Raw genomic sequence first — 16,370 nt, forward strand, 5'->3', positions numbered from 1 at the left:
TACCCCTAACCTAAGTATATTTCTTGCGCAGCTTGTGTTCCTTTACCTAGTTCAATGTCTTTACCTATTTTTCGTAAGCTAATTTCTACTATACTAATTGTTTGCAGTACATCTGCTGGAGAGCAGTAGCCCATATGGCCAATCCGAAAGATTTCACCTTTCATATGCTGCTGGCCACCTGCAACAGCTAAACCGAATTCTTCTTTAAGGACTCTTCGCAATGCCTCCGCTTCAAAATCAGCGGGTTTAATCGCTGTTACGGTAGGGGAGGCGGCGATATCACTCGTTAATAGAGGAATATCCAGGGCGCGAAAAGCGGCTCTGGTCATTTCCATCATTAACCGGTGTCGCTCGTGAATTTGTTCCAGGCCTTCTTCATTCATGAGTGTTAAAACCTGTTCCAGCCCTAATAAAAGTGATAAGGCAGGGGTGAATGGTGTTGAATCTTTTTCCAGGTTATCACGGTACTTTTTCAGGCCTAAGTAAAAGCGTGGCTGCTCATTCTGCTCGATCGTTTTCCATGCACGATCACTTGCAGCTATAAATGTTAGACCAGCGGGAAGCATCATTGCTTTCTGAGAACCTGTAACCAATAGGTCGATACCCCATTCATCCATTTTGCATTCAACACCGCCAATGCAGGACACCCCATCGACAATAAATAATGCATCTGAATGTGAATGTACTACTTTGGCAAGTTCCTGTACTGGATTAAGGACACCTGTGGATGTCTCGCAAAACGTGGCAAACACAGCTTTTATCGCTGGATATTTTGTAAGGTATTCCTTAATAGCGCCAGGTGTAACGGCTTCTCCCCATTCAACATCATAACGATGCGTTTTTATTTGATATGCGTCAGCTATTTTGACGAAACGTTCACCAAAAGCACCTGTTGCGATGACTAGCACTTCATCCCCGGGGGTAACCGTATTGACAACTGCTGCTTCCAAACCCGCTGTTCCACTTCCGGTGATAATCGCAACATCTTGTTCGGTTCCGAAAATGGGTTTTAGTTTTGGTTTAATGCTTTTAAGTAATTCCTTTGTTTCCTGACCCCGATGTCCAATCATTGGCTGGCTCATGGCGCGCTGTACGCTTGGGGGAATTGGAGTTGGTCCGGGAATTCTTAGTAATTGCTGGTCTGATAACATCAATTTTCTCCTTTCTGTAGTTGGAAATTATATTGATTTTCTTTTGCAAACTTTCCTTTATCGTATGTACGTTCAACAAAGGTCACTTCATTATTATTGTCTACTAGCAAAACAGTGGAGGAGCGGGTGCCATATTCAGGTGTCTTGATGAATAACGGTGAGAGCTTTCGTTCAAGGTCTAATCCAACACCTGTTTCCGGTAAGTTTTCATCCTTAGCTTCTTCGGCATCAGAAATGATTTGAAATAACTTATCTGTTTGGACTTTTTCTTGGGTCATTGTATATTTATGTAAATTCATCTTTCCTTTCGTGACTTTCGGCCATGGTGTATTTAAAAAATGATTGCTAAGTCCGTGTGTACCTGCATTGATTTCTGTGACTTTATCTTGTATGTTATTGTAATACAAAATTTGCTCTGTGTCTCCAATAATTATATTAAATCCTGCATATTTATGCTTGTTTACTTTTAATGATTCAAGAAAATTTTGTGGTGTTGCATCTTCTGCTAAATAGCTCCTGACTATATCACCACGTGATTGTTGACCAGTCGCTGGTTGCCCAGGGTCACGGTAATTTGTTAATGCTGCAAATCTTCCTTGTTTTGTGATGCCAAGCCAGGTCCCATGCTGGACTAAATCACGTCCAGCCAGAATGTTCGGTTCATCATCCCAAAAGCGAGCTTGCGCCGTTGGTCTCCCGTAAAACTCATCCCGATTTGCAGCAACTATTAATTTATAGTTTGGATGCTCGTGAAACTGAAAATTGATTAAGCACATCGTAGGATCGCTCCTTTTTTTATTCATTATACGTAAAAAAGAAGGTTTAGCAATAAAAAAAGTTTAAGCGAACAGCACCTGATGCTGTTCGCTTAAACATTGTTAACTATTACGATGAATGACCTCTTCCTCTAATGTGACTGTGTCACTGGTTGGGTCATTGCCCATTTTTAATTCATCATCAGCTATCACCAAGATCTCACCGGATTCAATAGCATCCACATACATTGATGCTTGTTTGTCAGATACACCGAGTTGAACTAATTTTTCATGAATATTAAGGCCTGAATATTGAGAATTAAGCATTACTTTTTTAATTTTATCTATGAAAGAATCCTTCCCATCATCTTCTATTGCATTGTTTTCCACGTCGACATCCGTACGATCTTCCAACTCAGCCGTATTTTCCTTATTAGTAAAGATGGTAATATTTTCTGCCTTAAGACCTTTCAGTTCCAATACCGACACCTTCTTGATAGCATCCTCTTTCGAGTGAAATGGTCCAAAAATTTCGTTAGCCATTACCAAAGCCTCCTATTAGAAAATATAATCCTTTTTAGTCTATACCCATGAGATAAAACTTCGAAACTGGATGAATTTTATAAAAGTGATAGAATAGTAAGATGTTAACGTTTAGAATAGCTGCATCAAGGAGGATTTAATTGCGTACTGCTTTAGAATTAATTGGCAAAATATTTAGTTATATAGTGAAAAAGAAACATAGCGACGAAGATAAATTTAAGTATAAATGAATTGGAGTGTCACTATTTGAGGGGAGATAATTATGGATTATACGTTTGAATTTATGACGCAGGAGCAGGCAGAAGATATTGCATATAACTGGCACTATGATGGGATATATTCTTTTTATGATATGGAAGATGATGAGGAAGATCTCGTTGAGTTTTTAGACTCCAACAAACGAAATTCTACTTATGTTGTCACAAAAGACAGTGATCTTGTTGGCTTTTTTAGTTTTAATAGAACTGGAAACAACACCATAGATATTGGGCTGGGGATGAGGCCAGACTTAACTGGTAGCGGAAATGGGTCGGAATTTATCAAGGCTGGAATGGAATTTGCTAAATCAAACTATTCACCTGATGAAATAACATTATCTGTAGCAACATTTAATTAAAGAGCAATTAAAGTCTACCGGAAAATTGGGTTTGAAGATGTCGAAACATTTATGCAGGATACAAATGGGAGCAGTTTTGAATTCTTGAAAATGGTTTATTACTGCTGATATTTTGCGTGGAAAAGGGGATATATATGGAACTACTATTAAGGAACGGAAAGTCAGTTAATGTTCGAGAATACTCTGAAAGTGATTTTGTAAATATTCAAAGGTTAAATATAAAAGAAGGCTGGACAAATCTAGTAGAGAAAAAAGATGATACAAAGCAAGCATGGGACCATTCTAATATTGCATTTGTTGTAATGGATGAAGGGGGATTTGTCGGGTATATTCGAGGAATCACAGATAAGTTTATTACTCTATTTATTGGTGAACTAGTGGTTAGTACCGACTATCGCGGGTTAGGAGTTGGACAGGGACTACTTAAATATGTGCATAGCCTATATCCCAAAACAAGAATAGAGATGCTTGCAACAAGTACATCTCGTACTTATTATGAAGAGCAAGGTTATCGGGCTTTCTATGGTTTTAGGAAAACGTTTGAAGAATGAACGGAGGATTACATATGAAAAAGTGGAAAACCATAGATTCAGTTTATTTGTTTGAGACACCATTTGGAAATTTGAGAAAAGATAAATGTGAGCTGCCAAATGGAATTGTGATAGATGACTATTATGTTAATGAATACGTTGATTGGGTTAATGCGATTGTTATTACGAAAGAAAATCAAATTGTACTTGTTGAACAATACAGACATGCTGGAGAGGATTTCTATTTGGAGGTTCCTGCCGGTAAAATAGAAGAAAATGAGTCATACGAGGAAGGAATACTTAGGGAGATTATAGAAGAAACGGGGTTCACTTCAAAGAGGAAACCTATTAAATTAGGAGAGTTTATGGTTAATCCTGCTACGCAAAACAATAAGGTGAAAACCTATCTGATAATGGATGCCGTTAGAGAATTCAATCAAGATTTAGATGATACCGAAGAGATAATTATTAGATTGATTGATTTTGAGGAAATGGGACATTTAATTAAAACAAATCTGATAAAAACACAGCTGTTCACAGCAAATGCTTATTTTATGGCAAAATTGTTTTTAACAGGAGATAAAATTGCAACTGATCTATCAAAATAACTTGTTCTAATGAATTTGGAGGGATATTAGACATGGTCGAAACAAGGAAAACTTTAGAATCATTTGTTTATCAGCTTGGAGATGAGAATTTCAGAGGGGCCATTGAAACTCTAAAAGAGCTCGGAACTGGGGCACGTAATACACCAAAATCACCTGTAAAAAATAAAGCAATAGAATACGTTATTTCTACTGTTCAAGATAAATCACGATTAAAGGACATGGCTATTAAACTTGCAGAGTTTGAAGACGCTACTGCAAAGGAAATCGCCGCCCATTTACTTATGTCTGTTTATGATGAATATCCTCGTCAAGTTTCAAATGTTTTAAGATCACTTGCTAATGATGAAAATTGGGAAGTCAGAGAGTGGGTTGCTGGTGCTTGCGGAGAAATACTTACGAATCATTTTGAATTATTCTATGAAGATATAAAAAGTTGGACTCGTGACAACTCAGAGAATGTCCGACGTGCTGCCTCTATAGCTGCGATGTATGCAGGTAAAAAACGTAAAGAGGAATATGGAGAGCCACTGCTTGATATCGTGGAGTTATTGTTAACTGATAGTAATCCGTATGTAAAGAAAAATTTAGGACAATTTGCAATTGGGGATGGTTTGCTAAGGTATTATCCATCAAAAGTTTTGGCAAGGTTAGATAAATGGATAGAGATAAGTGATGAAAATGCACGGTGGAATATAGCAAAGATTTTTTCATCCGCTGAGGGTATGAAATATATATGTGAAGCAGAAAGTATAATAAAAATACTTTTACACGATGAGCGGTATAAAGTAAAGAAGGCCATTGATTCAACATTAAATAAGGCTATAAAGAAAAACCCTGAATTAGTTAATGGATTAACTATAAAAGTAAAACAATAACTATCTGATTTACTTTTGGATAACCACCTGAATGACATGACCCAATCCTGTATGACGGCTTCCTTCGTTCCGTGTTGCTTCTCCATAATAAAAATGAATGCACTTATACGGTTTGATCCAGCTGAGAATATCTGACGGATTATACAGATTATCTACAGTAGGAGGACCACCGGATTTATAGTTAATTTGATTTTCTGAGTACACTTCAAACATAATTTGTCCGCCAGTTTTAACGGATTGAATTATATTTTCGATTAAAAATTGCTGACCTTGCTTTGGGACATGTCCAAATACCATAATAGCAGAATCGTATTGGTTGGGACCCACACTCTCTTTTGTTAAATCCTTAGTAGCAGTTTCGATGGATACATGATGCTGTTCTGCCAGTTTCTTGGCCTTCTTAATGCCGGCTGTTGACTGATCGTACATTGTTACATGATGCCCTAGGCTTGCCAAATAAACAGCATTACGACCCTCACCTTCTGCAAAGCAACCAACATTTGAGTGGGGCGGAATCTGCTCGCTCATTTTTCCAATGAATTCATTTACAGCTGTCCCGTAAACATAACCCTCTTCTGAAAACCTGCTTTCCCATTTGTCCTTTGACATTTTGTGAAAACTCCTTATTGTTTCGGTTTATAAGTAATGTACCATTTAAATCGTTGAATTCATAAGGATAAGTCTGGTGGGGAGCACGTCGGTATTTTGAGAGAGTGTGGCTCATAATCGAACTTTTCTAATGCGGGTTCGAACAAAAGAATAGTTTCCTATAATCTAATAATACAGTATAATTAAGTAGCCTATTAAACTGACACATTACCACGATTTTCCACGTAAAGCCTGCTGTAAGAGAACCTATTATTCACCTCGAAAGCTAGTTACAATGGAGTAAATAGCCCCCCTGTCACTGAAAAAACTTCTACCACCTTTTATCTAATCAAAAAAAATATAATATCAGAAAGGAAAGTGAACGATGCCAGGATTCGAACAAAAATATGAAGAATGGATTCAAGTACAAATTACCGAAGAGAAGAACCATAGGAGACGTGAACTTCTGAAAAAGGGGTTAGGTCACGGTACGGTTCGATTTCTTCGTTCAATTTGGTTTCCAACTGTGGGAAATTTTAATCATTTATACCCTGAATGGGAAGTGCGGGATTTCAACAATGGTTACCGTTACCTTGACCTCGCTTACAGACCAGGACATGATGCGAAGGGATGTATTGAAATACAAGGGTACGGCCCTCATGCGAGAGACCTCGATGTTAGGCGATTTAAGGATTTATGCTGGCGACACTCATTATTAGCACTCGATGGATGGACCCTCTTACCAATCGCATATTTATCGATTCAGGACGAACCTCAACGCTGCCAACAGCTTGTTCTTGCTTTTATTGGCAAATTCACCTCCACTGAAGTATCAACTGAATTATCTTGGCTCGAGGCAGAAGTGGTGCGTTATGCACGTCGGTTGTTAAGACCGTTTACCCCTCATGAGATTGTTGAACATTTAAAGATAAGTGACCGCCATACAAGACGCATATTACATAGTTTAGTTGACTCACAATTTTTAAGTGTGGCAAGCGGTAGTAAGCGTGTTCGAACATATAAGCTTAGGTAATGTTTTGTATTAATTTTAAGCGGACACAGAATACCTTATTTCTATAAAAAATAGTTCTTTCGTGTTTTTACCGGACACAGGGGACGCTATTTACTAAAAATCAACCCATAATAGTGATTTTGTACCCTAATAAGGTCTCTGGTGTCCGCAAACCCCTAATTTACACCCAAATTGTCACAGATAAGGGCCACAGTGTCCGCAAACATCTAATACATCAAATAACGACACTATCCCAATATTCAGAAGACAGTGTCGTTGTCAACAACTATAGAGCATAGCAGTCTCGAACTACTGACCCTCGAACTGCCAGCACGATGCTCTCCCACGCCGTGCGAATGCACCGATGAATCCGATTTACCTAGTTGCTAGCATAATGTCTGTTGAAGGTTTGGAAAAGCTGTTCGAACTGCTGCAGGATTGCTAGTGCTATAAGTCCGTTTCCTTCTGCTGATTTTGGATAGCCTAGAGGTACTGTACGTCTAACAAGCTGGGCATAAAGTTCTGTTTCGGATAAACGTCGATCAAATTGCTTTTCTGCAATGTTGATAACTAAGGCCAGTGCGCCAGATATATGTGGTGTAGCCATGGATGTGCCTGATAACCGGGCGTACTTACTATCAGTATAAGTAGATAATATTTTCACCCCTGGAGCGACAAGGTCGATTTCATCATTGGTATTGCTGAATGGTGCAATTTTTTTGTCAAAGTTAATAGCTCCAACTTGAGTTACTTCATTGTAGGCACCAGGGTATGCAAATTCATCAGTCACAGGTCGGCCATCACCTTCATTCCCGGCGGCACATACTACTGGGATGCCGGAATCAACTGCTTTTTTAACAGATTTATAAAGTTCCGGTACATCCTCCGGACCGCCGAGCGACATGGATATCACCCTTACCTTTTCGCCGTTAGGTCCTTCCCAATTCACGGCATAATTTATCCCATCGATAATCCATTGATAATCCCCGCTACCATCTTCGCTTAAAACTTTTAAAATCAAAAGCTTGGCATTTGGAGCGACACCAGAAATTCCTTCTTCCTGATTAGATGAAGCGGCAATTGTTCCTGCTACATGTGTACCATGACCGTTGTTATCACCGTAATTATCTTTATCCCCGCTGTAATCAGAAGTGAAGTTCCTTCCATCAATTATTCGTTCTTTCAAGTCTGGGTGATCTACTTGGCATCCGGTATCAATTATTGCGACGACATTTCCGTGGCCTTTCTCTGCTTCCTCCCAGGCATAAGGCGCTTGAATCATAGAAACTCCTTCTGGGATATCAGTCGCTGTATCCTGAATTTCTTCGATCTGATAAGGAATCAAGTGAATTTTTCCCATCGTCTATCCCCTCCTTGTCTTATCTAATATATATACCTCTTGTAAATAATCTAAAACGATTAAATAGACCTATATTGATTTATGCTATAAGTATGAAACCAGGATAAGTATTGTATATTCCTTTTTGTCTATCCTTAGTTGTGTTAGAGTGTAATGTTGTTGTGTTAAATTTTGATGGTAAATAACGATCTTAATATAAAAGAAAGAAGGAAGAAAGATTATGGCAGAAAGTCAGGGACCATCACAATCAGGGGAAAAAATAAATAAAGTACCACTCATGCTAGTATTAATATCAGGGGCTTTTGCTGCCATTCTGAACCAAACGCTATTAGCTACAGCGTTACCGCATATAATGAGGGACTTGTCTTTAGATGAGAATACTGCACAGTGGCTGCAGTCTATTTTTATGTTAGTTAACGGAATCATGATACCAATAACAGCTTTTCTAATTCAGCGCTATACTACAAGAGGACTGTTTTTAACAGCGATGGGAATATTTGGTGTAGGTACAGTAATTTGTGCTATAGCACCGAACTTTGCAGTATTAATGGTTGGGCGAATTGCCCAGGCAGGTGGTGCTGGTATAATAATGCCACTCATGCAGACGATCCTATTTCTTATTTTTCCTGTTGAAAAACGAGGAACAGCGATGGGTATGTTCGGTTTAGTAATATCTTTTGCACCAGCAATAGGTCCGACACTATCTGGTTATTTAGTAGAGCATTTCCCATGGAGAAGCTTGTTTTATGTAATCTTACCAATCATTATTATCGATATTATTGTTGCTTATTTCATTCTTAAAAATGTGACGAAGCAGACGTTTCCAAAGGTTGATACGTTATCAATTATCCTTTCAACATTAGGATTTGGCGGATTGCTATTTGGATTTAGTACGGCTGGGAGTGGAGGCTGGACAAGTAACGAGGTAATTATCTCGATGGTTGTTGGTGCTATTGCCCTTACGCTGTTTATTCAAAGACAGTTCAAACTAGAACAGCCAATACTTGAATTCAGGATATTTAAATACAAAATATTCACATTAACTACTATACTTGGCATGATCGTATTCATGGCGATGATTGGTGCAGCCGTTGTGTTGCCATTACTGATGCAGAATATGCTAGGCTTTACAGCTTTTGAATCAGGGTTAATGCTCCTGCCAGGGGCTCTGTTGATGGGGGCAATGAACCCAATTACCGGTCGTTTATTTGATAAATTTGGCGCGAGATGGTTGGCTATAATTGGATTATTCATCTTAACAGTTACGACGTTTATGTTTACCAATCTAACCACCGAGACAACATTTACGTATTTGGCAGTGGTAAATGCTGTCCGAATGCTTGGGGTGGCAATGGTTATGATGCCAGTAACAACAGCTGGCTTAAATCAGATTCCAACGGACGTAATACCACATGGAACGGCAATGAATAATACAATGCGACAAATAGCAGGTGCGGTTGGAACAGCCCTGCTTGTGTCGGTTATGACCAATAATGCTATTCCGGATGAAGGAATACCTGGACTTGTTCATGGTGTTAATGTGTCCTTTATTGTCGCTGGATTTATCTCTTTAGTTGGCTTAGCTTTATCATTCTTTGTTAAAAATCCACAGCGTGACGTTGGAGATGCTGGCTAACGCACATTTATCACAAATTAATAATGTAAGCAAATTGACCATCAAATGTACGCTGATTTGATGGTCTTTTTTAATTTGTTTTATAAATCTCTTACTAGTGTGCATGGAATTCAGAATATTTGTGTTAAAATATATCCAGAGATTGTGAGTGGATGTACTCATAGGATACTTAGTGAGTTGCAGCTCGAAATGCAGGTCAGCGGTGTGGATCCTGGTTCCGATAAAGGGGCGAATGATTTATCAGTTTTCCTCAATTTCATATATGTCTAATAAGAAAAGAACCATAGAACTCCATTTATTGAAGAGCAGAAAGGGTGATATTATTGCCATTTGAGGCTGAGATTCCAATAATTTTTTCTTATACTGTTTTTCCACTGGGATTGGCTTTGTTAATTATTTCTTTAACAGGACTTAGGAAGGCGAAAAGAAATGGTTTTCTAGCAATAGGAACTATTTTCTTTCTGATAAGTATGTACCTCTTGAGGTCATTACTTTTCCAAATACCTGATGTGGATAACGTTATGGTTTCAGAGCATAACACTTTTGACTTTTATCTTTTCTTGATCCCTTTCTGTTTGTTTATAATTTCCTATATTTTATATATACTGACAGACGTTATATTAGGGTACAGAAATAAATATAATAGTTAATGTTCTTATGTGCTCCAATACATTCAGCACAAATATAGTAGCAGAATTAGTTAATTTAATCTAAATAAGACATCCCATAGTTTGCAAAATTATTAATTATAACAGCCATTTCTTTCGGGGATTGGTCCATTTCATTTTCAATCCAATCCTTAATGACATTTATAGATCCACTTACAACGAATGTACTCAAGTACCTTGATTCTACCTCATCTATATGATTGACAGCCATCCAATTCTTCATCGTAAAACGTTGAGCGATGTTCATCAGTCGCTGCTCAAAAGTGGGGTCACCATTTTTCATTAATAATGTTTGGAACATAAATTTATTATTTGTAATGTATTCTAATAATTTTTGAGTCATCTTTTGTGACTCTTCTTCGATTGTAAAGCTATAACTGCTTAGATACTTAATCATATCCTCCGAAATTTCCGCTTCTATTTTATCCAGTAAATCGTAATGATCTGCATAATGTGTGTAAAAAGTTGAACGATTAATATCTGCTATTTCACAGATTTCCTTTACGGTTATGGCAGATATGGGTTTTTCGGCCAGTAATATAATAAGACTTTCCTTTAATATTTTGCGGGTGTATTTTTTACGTCGGTCTAATTTCTGACTCAATTTAAAAATCCTCCTTAAAAGTATAACTACTACTTTCATACGATCACTAAGTTTTTCTAATGAAATCCAACACAATTTAATAATATGTTGAATAGCTGACGATATTTATAAAACTGTTTGTTGATTATCCAACACAGTGTCTATTACAATAATAAAGTGTATTAAGGTACTATTGCAAGAAAGGGTGAAGTCTTATTGACCAATCAGCAAGAATTATCAAACATAAAAAACCCATTGTGATAACATTTATCATCATTGCGCTAATTAGTACAATTGCGCAATTTGCTGTTTCAGTCAATTACAATATGGTTGATTATCTGCCAGATGATGCACCATCAATAGTGGCCATGGATTTAATGGAAAAAGAATTCGATGAGCCGATTGCGAATGCGAGGGTGATGGTTCGGGATGTCTCTATTACCGAAGCCTCAGCATACAAAGATAAATTAGCAGCAATCGGTGGTGTAACTTCAGTGACTTGGTTAGATGATGTTATGGATATAAAAACGCCAGTCGAAATGGCTAATCAAGATACTGTAGAATCTTATTATCAGGATGAATCAGCCTTATTTTCAATAAATATTCGTGAAGGTGATGAAGTCGAAGTTACGGATAAAATTTATGATTTGATTGGTGAGGAAAATGCCATTTCAGGTGAGGCAGTAGACACCGCGACATCACAAAAAATGGCTGGTAAAGAGTCTTTAAATGCAGCCTTATTATTGGTTCCAATCATTATCATCATTTTAATTCTATCCACTAGCTCCTGGATGGAACCGTTATTCTTTTTAACGGCTATAGGGGTTTCTGTAATCATTAATTTAGGTACAAATATTTTTATCGGCGAAATATCGTATGTTACTCAATCGGTGGCACCGATACTACAGCTGGCAGTATCGCTGGATTATGCCATCTTTTTACTTCATAGTTTCTCCGATTATCGAAAGCAAGTTTCAGATCCTAAAGAAGCAATGCAACTGGCTATTAAACGATCATTCCCAGCTATCGCGGCGAGTGCATCAACAACGTTTTTCGGTTTTATGGCACTCACGTTTATGGACTTTGGCATTGGGGCTGACTTAGGTCTTAACCTTGTGAAAGGAATTGTTCTGAGCTTTATTAGTGTCATCGTCTTTTTACCTGCTTTAACACTGATGTTTTACAAGTGGATTGATTGTACACAACACAGACCACTTGTCCCGAGTATTAAGAATATCGGGAAGCACGTTATGAAATTTAGGATTCCAAGTTTACTACTAGTCTTCCTATTAATCGTGCCGGCATTTTTAGCACAAAGTGAAACATCCTTCATATATGGTACTGGGGAACAGCCGGAGACAACACGTGCTGGTGCAGATGCAGCAGCTATACAGGAAGAATATGGGGAAAATACGCCAATGGCTTTACTTGTTCCTAATGGTGATATGGCTAAGGAAGAAGAGCTCGTTCAACAGTTAGAGAATCTGCCTAATGTATCGAGTGTAATTTCCTATGTGAATATCGTCAGTTCGGCCATTCCCCCTGATTATTTAGAGGAATCGACGACGGAACAATTTTATTCAGAAAACTACACGCGGATCACACTGAACACTGAAACAGGTTCGGAAGGGGAAGCGGCTTTTTCATTAATTGAGGATGTTCGAGATACTGCTGAAACCTATTATGATGACACCCATCTACTTGGTGAGAGTGTAACGTTGTATGATATGAAAAGAATCGTTGAAGAAGATAACACAGTCGTGAATTTGCTAACGGTAATTGCAATTGCGATCGTGCTTTTAATTACATTCCGATCAATCTCCATACCTGCTGTCTTATTATTGACGATTCAATCTGCAGTTTGGTTCAACTTATCGGTACCATACTTTATGGATTCGTCGTTGGTATATGTTGGTTATTTAATTATCAGTACGGTACAACTTGCCGCAACAGTTGATTACGGCATCTTATTTACGGAGACATACCAAAACCTTCGTAAAGAAATGCCAGCAATGGAGGCAATTAAGAAAACGATTGATGATAAGATTTTTGCGATATTTATTTCCGCTTCGATCTTATCGAGTGTTGGATTTATTTTATCATTAACATCTTCAAATCCAATTGTGTCTTCGATCGGTTTATTACTAGGCAGAGGTGCGTTACTAGCATTTGTTATGGTCGTATTTGTCTTGCCGGCTATGCTGGTTATATTCGATCGAATAATTGAAAAAACAACACTAAGAGCAAACTTCTATAAAGGGAAAGGGAAATGATAATGAGATTTAAACGGATAACCGCGGTATTCATGGCATGTCTTCTTATAATACCAACACATTTAGTATCAGCGGCGACTAATGAATCTTCATCAGATGGAACGTATTCTGAGAAGAGTGAAGTCGTATATGCCACACTAAATGCCAATGGTGATCAGGAAGAGATGTATGTCGTCAACAGTTTTACGGTTGATAAGCCTGGGAAAATGGTAGACTTTGGACCATATACCAGTGTTGGAAATTTAACTAATTTAACAGATATGAAACTAAAAGATAATCAAGTTACGTTTACAGCAACAGAAGATGAGTTTTATTATCAGGGAAATATAGAGAACAAACCATTACCATGGGACATCAATGTTTCCTACAAATTAAACGGCAAAACAGTATCACCTGATGAACTGTTAGGCAAAGATGGCCGGTTTGAAGTTCATATCGATACAAAGGCAAACCAAAAGGCCAATTCCAACTTTTTCGAAAATTACATGTTACAGATATCACTCCCTTTAAACTCGGAAATCTATCAAAATATCGAAACTGAAAATGGAACGATTGCCAATGCAGGGAAAAACAAACAGGTTACCTTTACTGTTATGCCGGAAAAAGAAGAAAGCTTTGTGGTAAAGGCTGATGTAAAAGATTTAGAAATGGAAAGTATTGAAATATCGGCAGTAACATCTTCTATGTCGATTGACTCACCAGACTCTGAAGACATGACCGAAGATATGAAGTCCCTGTCAGATGCAACAGAAGAAATAAATGATGGCGTTGGTGAACTGAATGAAGGGATAGCCGAATTAAATAATGGCGCCGCAAGCATACAGGAAGGTTCTGCATCGTATAAAAATGGAATTAATAAACTCGCTAATCGGTCCTCTGAACTAATTAAAGGATCTAAGGAAATTGATAAAGCCCTGGAAGAAATGAGTCAGTCAGTAGGAAGTGGTTCTAATGAGACGAATGTGGGTGAATTAAAGAAATTACAAAAAGGGCTTACTGAAATTGCAAATGGCTTAGGGGAAACGAAGAAAGGTTTGTCTGATTTAAAGAAACAATATACGAAAGCTTATGATGCACTGGATAAATCGATGGCAGCGATTCCTGTGGGCGATATTTCTGACGATGAAATAAAGAAATTAAAAGCTAGCAATGCAGATCCTGAGGTTATTGAAAAACTGATTAAAACTCATAAAGCAGCAGGTGCAGCGAAAGGCACTTACTCCAGTGTCAAAAAAGCCTTTCAAGCTGTGAACCCAACATTAGATGGAGTTATAGGATCACTGCAAAAAATGAAAACGAATGTTGAAACGATGGCTGATAATCTGGGCAAGAGCTTAGATAATATGAATGTCGATGAATCGATGAAAAAATTACAGCAAGGCTTAAGCACGCTATCTTCCAATTATCAATCGTTCCATTCTGGTTTGGTTGATTATACTGGTGGCGTTTCAGAAGTATCAAGATCATACGGTAATCTGCATGGAGGCATCACCGACCTAACAGATGGAACTAGTGAATTGGAAAATGGCGTGAATGATCTTCATGAAGGTACAACTGAGTTAGCTGAGTCAACAAATGATTTACCTGATCAAATGCAAACTGAAATCGACCAAATGATTAATGAATACGATAAATCCGATTTCAATCCCGTTTCATTTGTTTCATCGAAAAATAAAAAGGTTAATTCCGTACAATTTGTCATTAAAACAGAAAGTATAAAAAAAGATGATGACAAGCAAGAAAGTAAAGAACAGGAAAAAGAGAAAAAAGGATTCTGGGACCGGTTATTCGATTTGTTTAGATAAGAGCATCTGGGAAAGTACCAGGTGAAAGTGTGAAGAAGATTTACGGGTTCCGTTACCTATCGCAAATATTAAAAATGTAATGTGAAGTGACCATCAATTTTGTATGCTAATTTGATGGTCACTTTTATTGGTATAATAGGATTTAAAAACCCTTTGATATTGTAGTGTAATTTGTGCACCAGTTTATTAGATAACGATAGCTAGTGTAAGTCTACATTGTGTCCTACAAAATTCATATACAAATTTGTATACATAAATTTACTAATAAGCTTGTGAGTTGTTTTAGTTTTCGCTTGATTATACAAGGTATTCTGAATATTTGTGTTAAAATAAATACGGGAGGGATTTTTTATGGGAGCCACAAAACCAAATAATGGGTTTACAAAAATTCAACAAAAAGCAGTTAACCTGGTGCAAGAGGAGAATTTTACAGAAGCGGCTTTGCTTTTAGAAGAAGCTAAGGAGCAATTTCCAGAAAAACTAGATCGACTAGGGCATTGGAAAGCTGGTATTTGTATGTTGCAAGGAAACAACGATAAAGCAATATCAGAACTATCCGAAGTATTAGATCGAGGATATTGGTGGAATCCAGAACTGCTAACGAATGACACTGAGTTACAACCACTCAAAGAAAAGGTAGAATTTCAAAAAATTTTAGAACTGTGCAACGAGAAATATGAAGCAGAAAAGAAGAATGCTAAAGCTTCATTGCAAGTGGTGGGTAATCCTAAAGCTATCACTTCTATTTTTGCATTACACTGGAAAGGTTCAAACGCTAAAGATTTCACTGAACAGTGGAGTGAATCAGCCATTTTATCAAAATATTTATTGGGATTTCCCCAATCTTCTCAGTTGTTTAGTCATGAGTGTTATTCCTGGGATAATCAAGATGTTGCAGAAAAAGATGTTACTGATACATTCAATCAATTTAAGAGAAAATACGACCTTGCAGCAAAAGAGAATATAATAGCAGGAGCATCGCAGGGAGGTAAGACAGCAATTGAGCTAAGTTTTAAGAATAATTTAGCAAAATTTGATGGATTTATAGCAATAGTTCCTTCATTTGAAAATACAGAAGAAATAGAAGAAATCCTGCAATTAAATAGTGAAATAAATGTAAGAGGTTGTGTTATCACAGGAGATAAAGATCCGTTTTATGATAAGACTCTAAAAACAGTGGATATCTTAAGAGAAAATGGGGTTCCTTGTAAGTTAATTGTTAAAAAAGGTATGGGACATAGTTTGCCTGATGACTTAACTAATCAACTTATTGAAGGAGTAGAATTTATTTCAGAAAAGCAATAAAACTATATTGGGTTGTGTGCCTAACCGATTTTCTCCATCAATAATTGGAATATTATGCTAAT

14 protein-coding genes and 1 pseudogene are annotated in these 16,370 nt (G+C 37.4%); 9 read left to right on the forward strand and 6 right to left on the reverse strand.

Annotated features, from left to right (window positions below; all coding sequences use genetic code 11):
* Positions 1 to 5 precede the first annotated feature (5 nt).
* From BLS02_RS13090 to BLS02_RS13100, 3 genes are all read right to left on the reverse strand, one after another.
* Positions 6 to 1,151 carry a pyridoxal-phosphate-dependent aminotransferase family protein gene (locus tag BLS02_RS13090; RefSeq protein ID WP_092493478.1) on the reverse strand — a complete coding sequence of 382 codons (1,146 nt, stop codon included), beginning with the start codon at positions 1,149 to 1,151 and terminating at the stop codon, positions 6 to 8.
* The gene (locus tag BLS02_RS13095) at positions 1,151 to 1,927 is read right to left on the reverse strand and encodes an NRDE family protein (protein ID WP_092493479.1); all 777 of its coding nucleotides are present in this window, start codon (positions 1,925 to 1,927) and stop codon (positions 1,151 to 1,153) included. The genes BLS02_RS13090 and BLS02_RS13095 overlap by 1 nt, the downstream gene beginning before the upstream one ends.
* A 102-nt stretch (positions 1,928 to 2,029) precedes the next feature.
* Positions 2,030 to 2,449 carry a general stress protein gene (locus BLS02_RS13100; protein WP_092493480.1) on the reverse strand — a complete coding sequence of 140 codons (420 nt, stop codon included), beginning with the start codon at positions 2,447 to 2,449 and terminating at the stop codon, positions 2,030 to 2,032.
* Between the two features lie 262 nt (positions 2,450 to 2,711).
* Between BLS02_RS13100 and BLS02_RS13105 the strand changes: the two are divergent.
* The 4 genes and pseudogenes from BLS02_RS13105 to BLS02_RS13120 all read left to right on the forward strand — a co-directional run bounded on the left by BLS02_RS13105 (position 2,712) and on the right by BLS02_RS13120 (position 5,078).
* Positions 2,712 to 3,173: pseudogene (locus BLS02_RS13105) on the forward strand (GNAT family N-acetyltransferase).
* A 26-nt stretch (positions 3,174 to 3,199) separates the two neighbouring features.
* Complete coding sequence (locus BLS02_RS13110) at positions 3,200 to 3,616, forward strand: GNAT family N-acetyltransferase (RefSeq protein WP_092493481.1); 417 nt, start codon at positions 3,200 to 3,202, stop codon at positions 3,614 to 3,616.
* Between the two features lie 14 nt (positions 3,617 to 3,630).
* Positions 3,631 to 4,203: an NUDIX hydrolase gene (locus BLS02_RS13115; protein WP_092493482.1), complete on the forward strand. Its 573-nt coding sequence runs from the start codon at positions 3,631 to 3,633 to the stop codon at positions 4,201 to 4,203.
* A gap of 32 nt (positions 4,204 to 4,235) precedes the next feature.
* Positions 4,236 to 5,078 (forward strand): DNA alkylation repair protein, encoded by an 843-nt coding sequence (locus BLS02_RS13120; protein WP_092493483.1) that lies wholly within the window; start codon positions 4,236 to 4,238, stop codon positions 5,076 to 5,078.
* A 9-nt stretch (positions 5,079 to 5,087) separates the two neighbouring features.
* Here BLS02_RS13120 and BLS02_RS13125 read toward each other — a convergent pair whose 3' ends face one another.
* Positions 5,088 to 5,687: a class I SAM-dependent methyltransferase gene (locus tag BLS02_RS13125; RefSeq protein WP_092493484.1), complete on the reverse strand. Its 600-nt coding sequence runs from the start codon at positions 5,685 to 5,687 to the stop codon at positions 5,088 to 5,090.
* A gap of 364 nt (positions 5,688 to 6,051) precedes the next feature.
* Here BLS02_RS13125 and BLS02_RS13130 point away from each other — a divergent pair, with 364 nt between their 5' ends.
* Positions 6,052 to 6,699 (forward strand): transcriptional regulator, encoded by a 648-nt coding sequence (locus tag BLS02_RS13130; RefSeq protein WP_092493485.1) that lies wholly within the window; start codon positions 6,052 to 6,054, stop codon positions 6,697 to 6,699.
* Positions 6,700 to 7,057: 358 nt separating this feature from the next.
* On the opposite strand, the gene BLS02_RS13135 is transcribed toward BLS02_RS13130, so the two are convergent.
* Positions 7,058 to 8,038: a S8 family peptidase gene (locus BLS02_RS13135; RefSeq protein ID WP_092493486.1), complete on the reverse strand. Its 981-nt coding sequence runs from the start codon at positions 8,036 to 8,038 to the stop codon at positions 7,058 to 7,060.
* Between the two features lie 220 nt (positions 8,039 to 8,258).
* On the opposite strand from BLS02_RS13135, the gene BLS02_RS13140 reads away from it, so the two are divergent.
* Positions 8,259 to 9,674 carry an MDR family MFS transporter gene (locus BLS02_RS13140; RefSeq protein ID WP_092493487.1) on the forward strand — a complete coding sequence of 472 codons (1,416 nt, stop codon included), beginning with the start codon at positions 8,259 to 8,261 and terminating at the stop codon, positions 9,672 to 9,674.
* A gap of 705 nt (positions 9,675 to 10,379) precedes the next feature.
* On the opposite strand, the gene BLS02_RS13150 is transcribed toward BLS02_RS13140, so the two are convergent.
* A complete protein-coding gene (locus BLS02_RS13150) occupies positions 10,380 to 10,946 on the reverse strand; it encodes a TetR/AcrR family transcriptional regulator (RefSeq protein ID WP_092493489.1) in 567 nt (188 codons plus the stop codon).
* Between the two features lie 305 nt (positions 10,947 to 11,251).
* Here BLS02_RS13150 and BLS02_RS13155 point away from each other — a divergent pair, with 305 nt between their 5' ends.
* The 3 genes from BLS02_RS13155 to BLS02_RS13165 all read left to right on the forward strand — a co-directional run bounded on the left by BLS02_RS13155 (position 11,252) and on the right by BLS02_RS13165 (position 16,308).
* Positions 11,252 to 13,198 carry an efflux RND transporter permease subunit gene (locus tag BLS02_RS13155; RefSeq protein WP_092493944.1) on the forward strand — a complete coding sequence of 649 codons (1,947 nt, stop codon included), beginning with the start codon at positions 11,252 to 11,254 and terminating at the stop codon, positions 13,196 to 13,198.
* A gap of 2 nt (positions 13,199 to 13,200) precedes the next feature.
* Entirely contained in the window at positions 13,201 to 15,003 is a 1,803-nt protein-coding gene (locus tag BLS02_RS13160; RefSeq protein WP_092493945.1) for a hypothetical protein, read from the forward strand.
* 351 nt (positions 15,004 to 15,354) lie between these two features.
* Entirely contained in the window at positions 15,355 to 16,308 is a 954-nt protein-coding gene (locus tag BLS02_RS13165; protein WP_092493490.1) for an alpha/beta hydrolase, read from the forward strand.
* Positions 16,309 to 16,370 lie beyond the last annotated feature (62 nt).

The organism is Virgibacillus salinus, from assembly GCF_900102415.1.
Lineage (GTDB): Bacteria > Bacillota > Bacilli > Bacillales > Amphibacillaceae > Lentibacillus > Lentibacillus subterraneus.

Bases quoted from the DNA above. Each gene is read 5' to 3' on its own strand.
- BLS02_RS13090 (WP_092493478.1), bottom strand. From the start codon at position 1,151: ATGTTATCAGACCAGCAATTACTAAGAATTCCCGGACCAACTCCAATT.
- BLS02_RS13095 (WP_092493479.1), bottom strand. From the start codon at position 1,927: ATGTGCTTAATCAATTTTCAGTTTCACGAGCATCCAAACTATAAATTA.
- BLS02_RS13100 (WP_092493480.1), bottom strand. From the start codon at position 2,449: ATGGCTAACGAAATTTTTGGACCATTTCACTCGAAAGAGGATGCTATC.
- BLS02_RS13110 (WP_092493481.1), top strand. From the start codon at position 3,200: ATGGAACTACTATTAAGGAACGGAAAGTCAGTTAATGTTCGAGAATAC.
- BLS02_RS13115 (WP_092493482.1), top strand. From the start codon at position 3,631: ATGAAAAAGTGGAAAACCATAGATTCAGTTTATTTGTTTGAGACACCA.
- BLS02_RS13120 (WP_092493483.1), top strand. From the start codon at position 4,236: ATGGTCGAAACAAGGAAAACTTTAGAATCATTTGTTTATCAGCTTGGA.
- BLS02_RS13125 (WP_092493484.1), bottom strand. From the start codon at position 5,687: ATGTCAAAGGACAAATGGGAAAGCAGGTTTTCAGAAGAGGGTTATGTT.
- BLS02_RS13130 (WP_092493485.1), top strand. From the start codon at position 6,052: ATGCCAGGATTCGAACAAAAATATGAAGAATGGATTCAAGTACAAATT.
- BLS02_RS13135 (WP_092493486.1), bottom strand. From the start codon at position 8,038: ATGGGAAAAATTCACTTGATTCCTTATCAGATCGAAGAAATTCAGGAT.
- BLS02_RS13140 (WP_092493487.1), top strand. From the start codon at position 8,259: ATGGCAGAAAGTCAGGGACCATCACAATCAGGGGAAAAAATAAATAAA.
- BLS02_RS13155 (WP_092493944.1), top strand. From the start codon at position 11,252: ATGGTTGATTATCTGCCAGATGATGCACCATCAATAGTGGCCATGGAT.
- BLS02_RS13160 (WP_092493945.1), top strand. From the start codon at position 13,201: ATGAGATTTAAACGGATAACCGCGGTATTCATGGCATGTCTTCTTATA.
- BLS02_RS13165 (WP_092493490.1), top strand. From the start codon at position 15,355: ATGGGAGCCACAAAACCAAATAATGGGTTTACAAAAATTCAACAAAAA.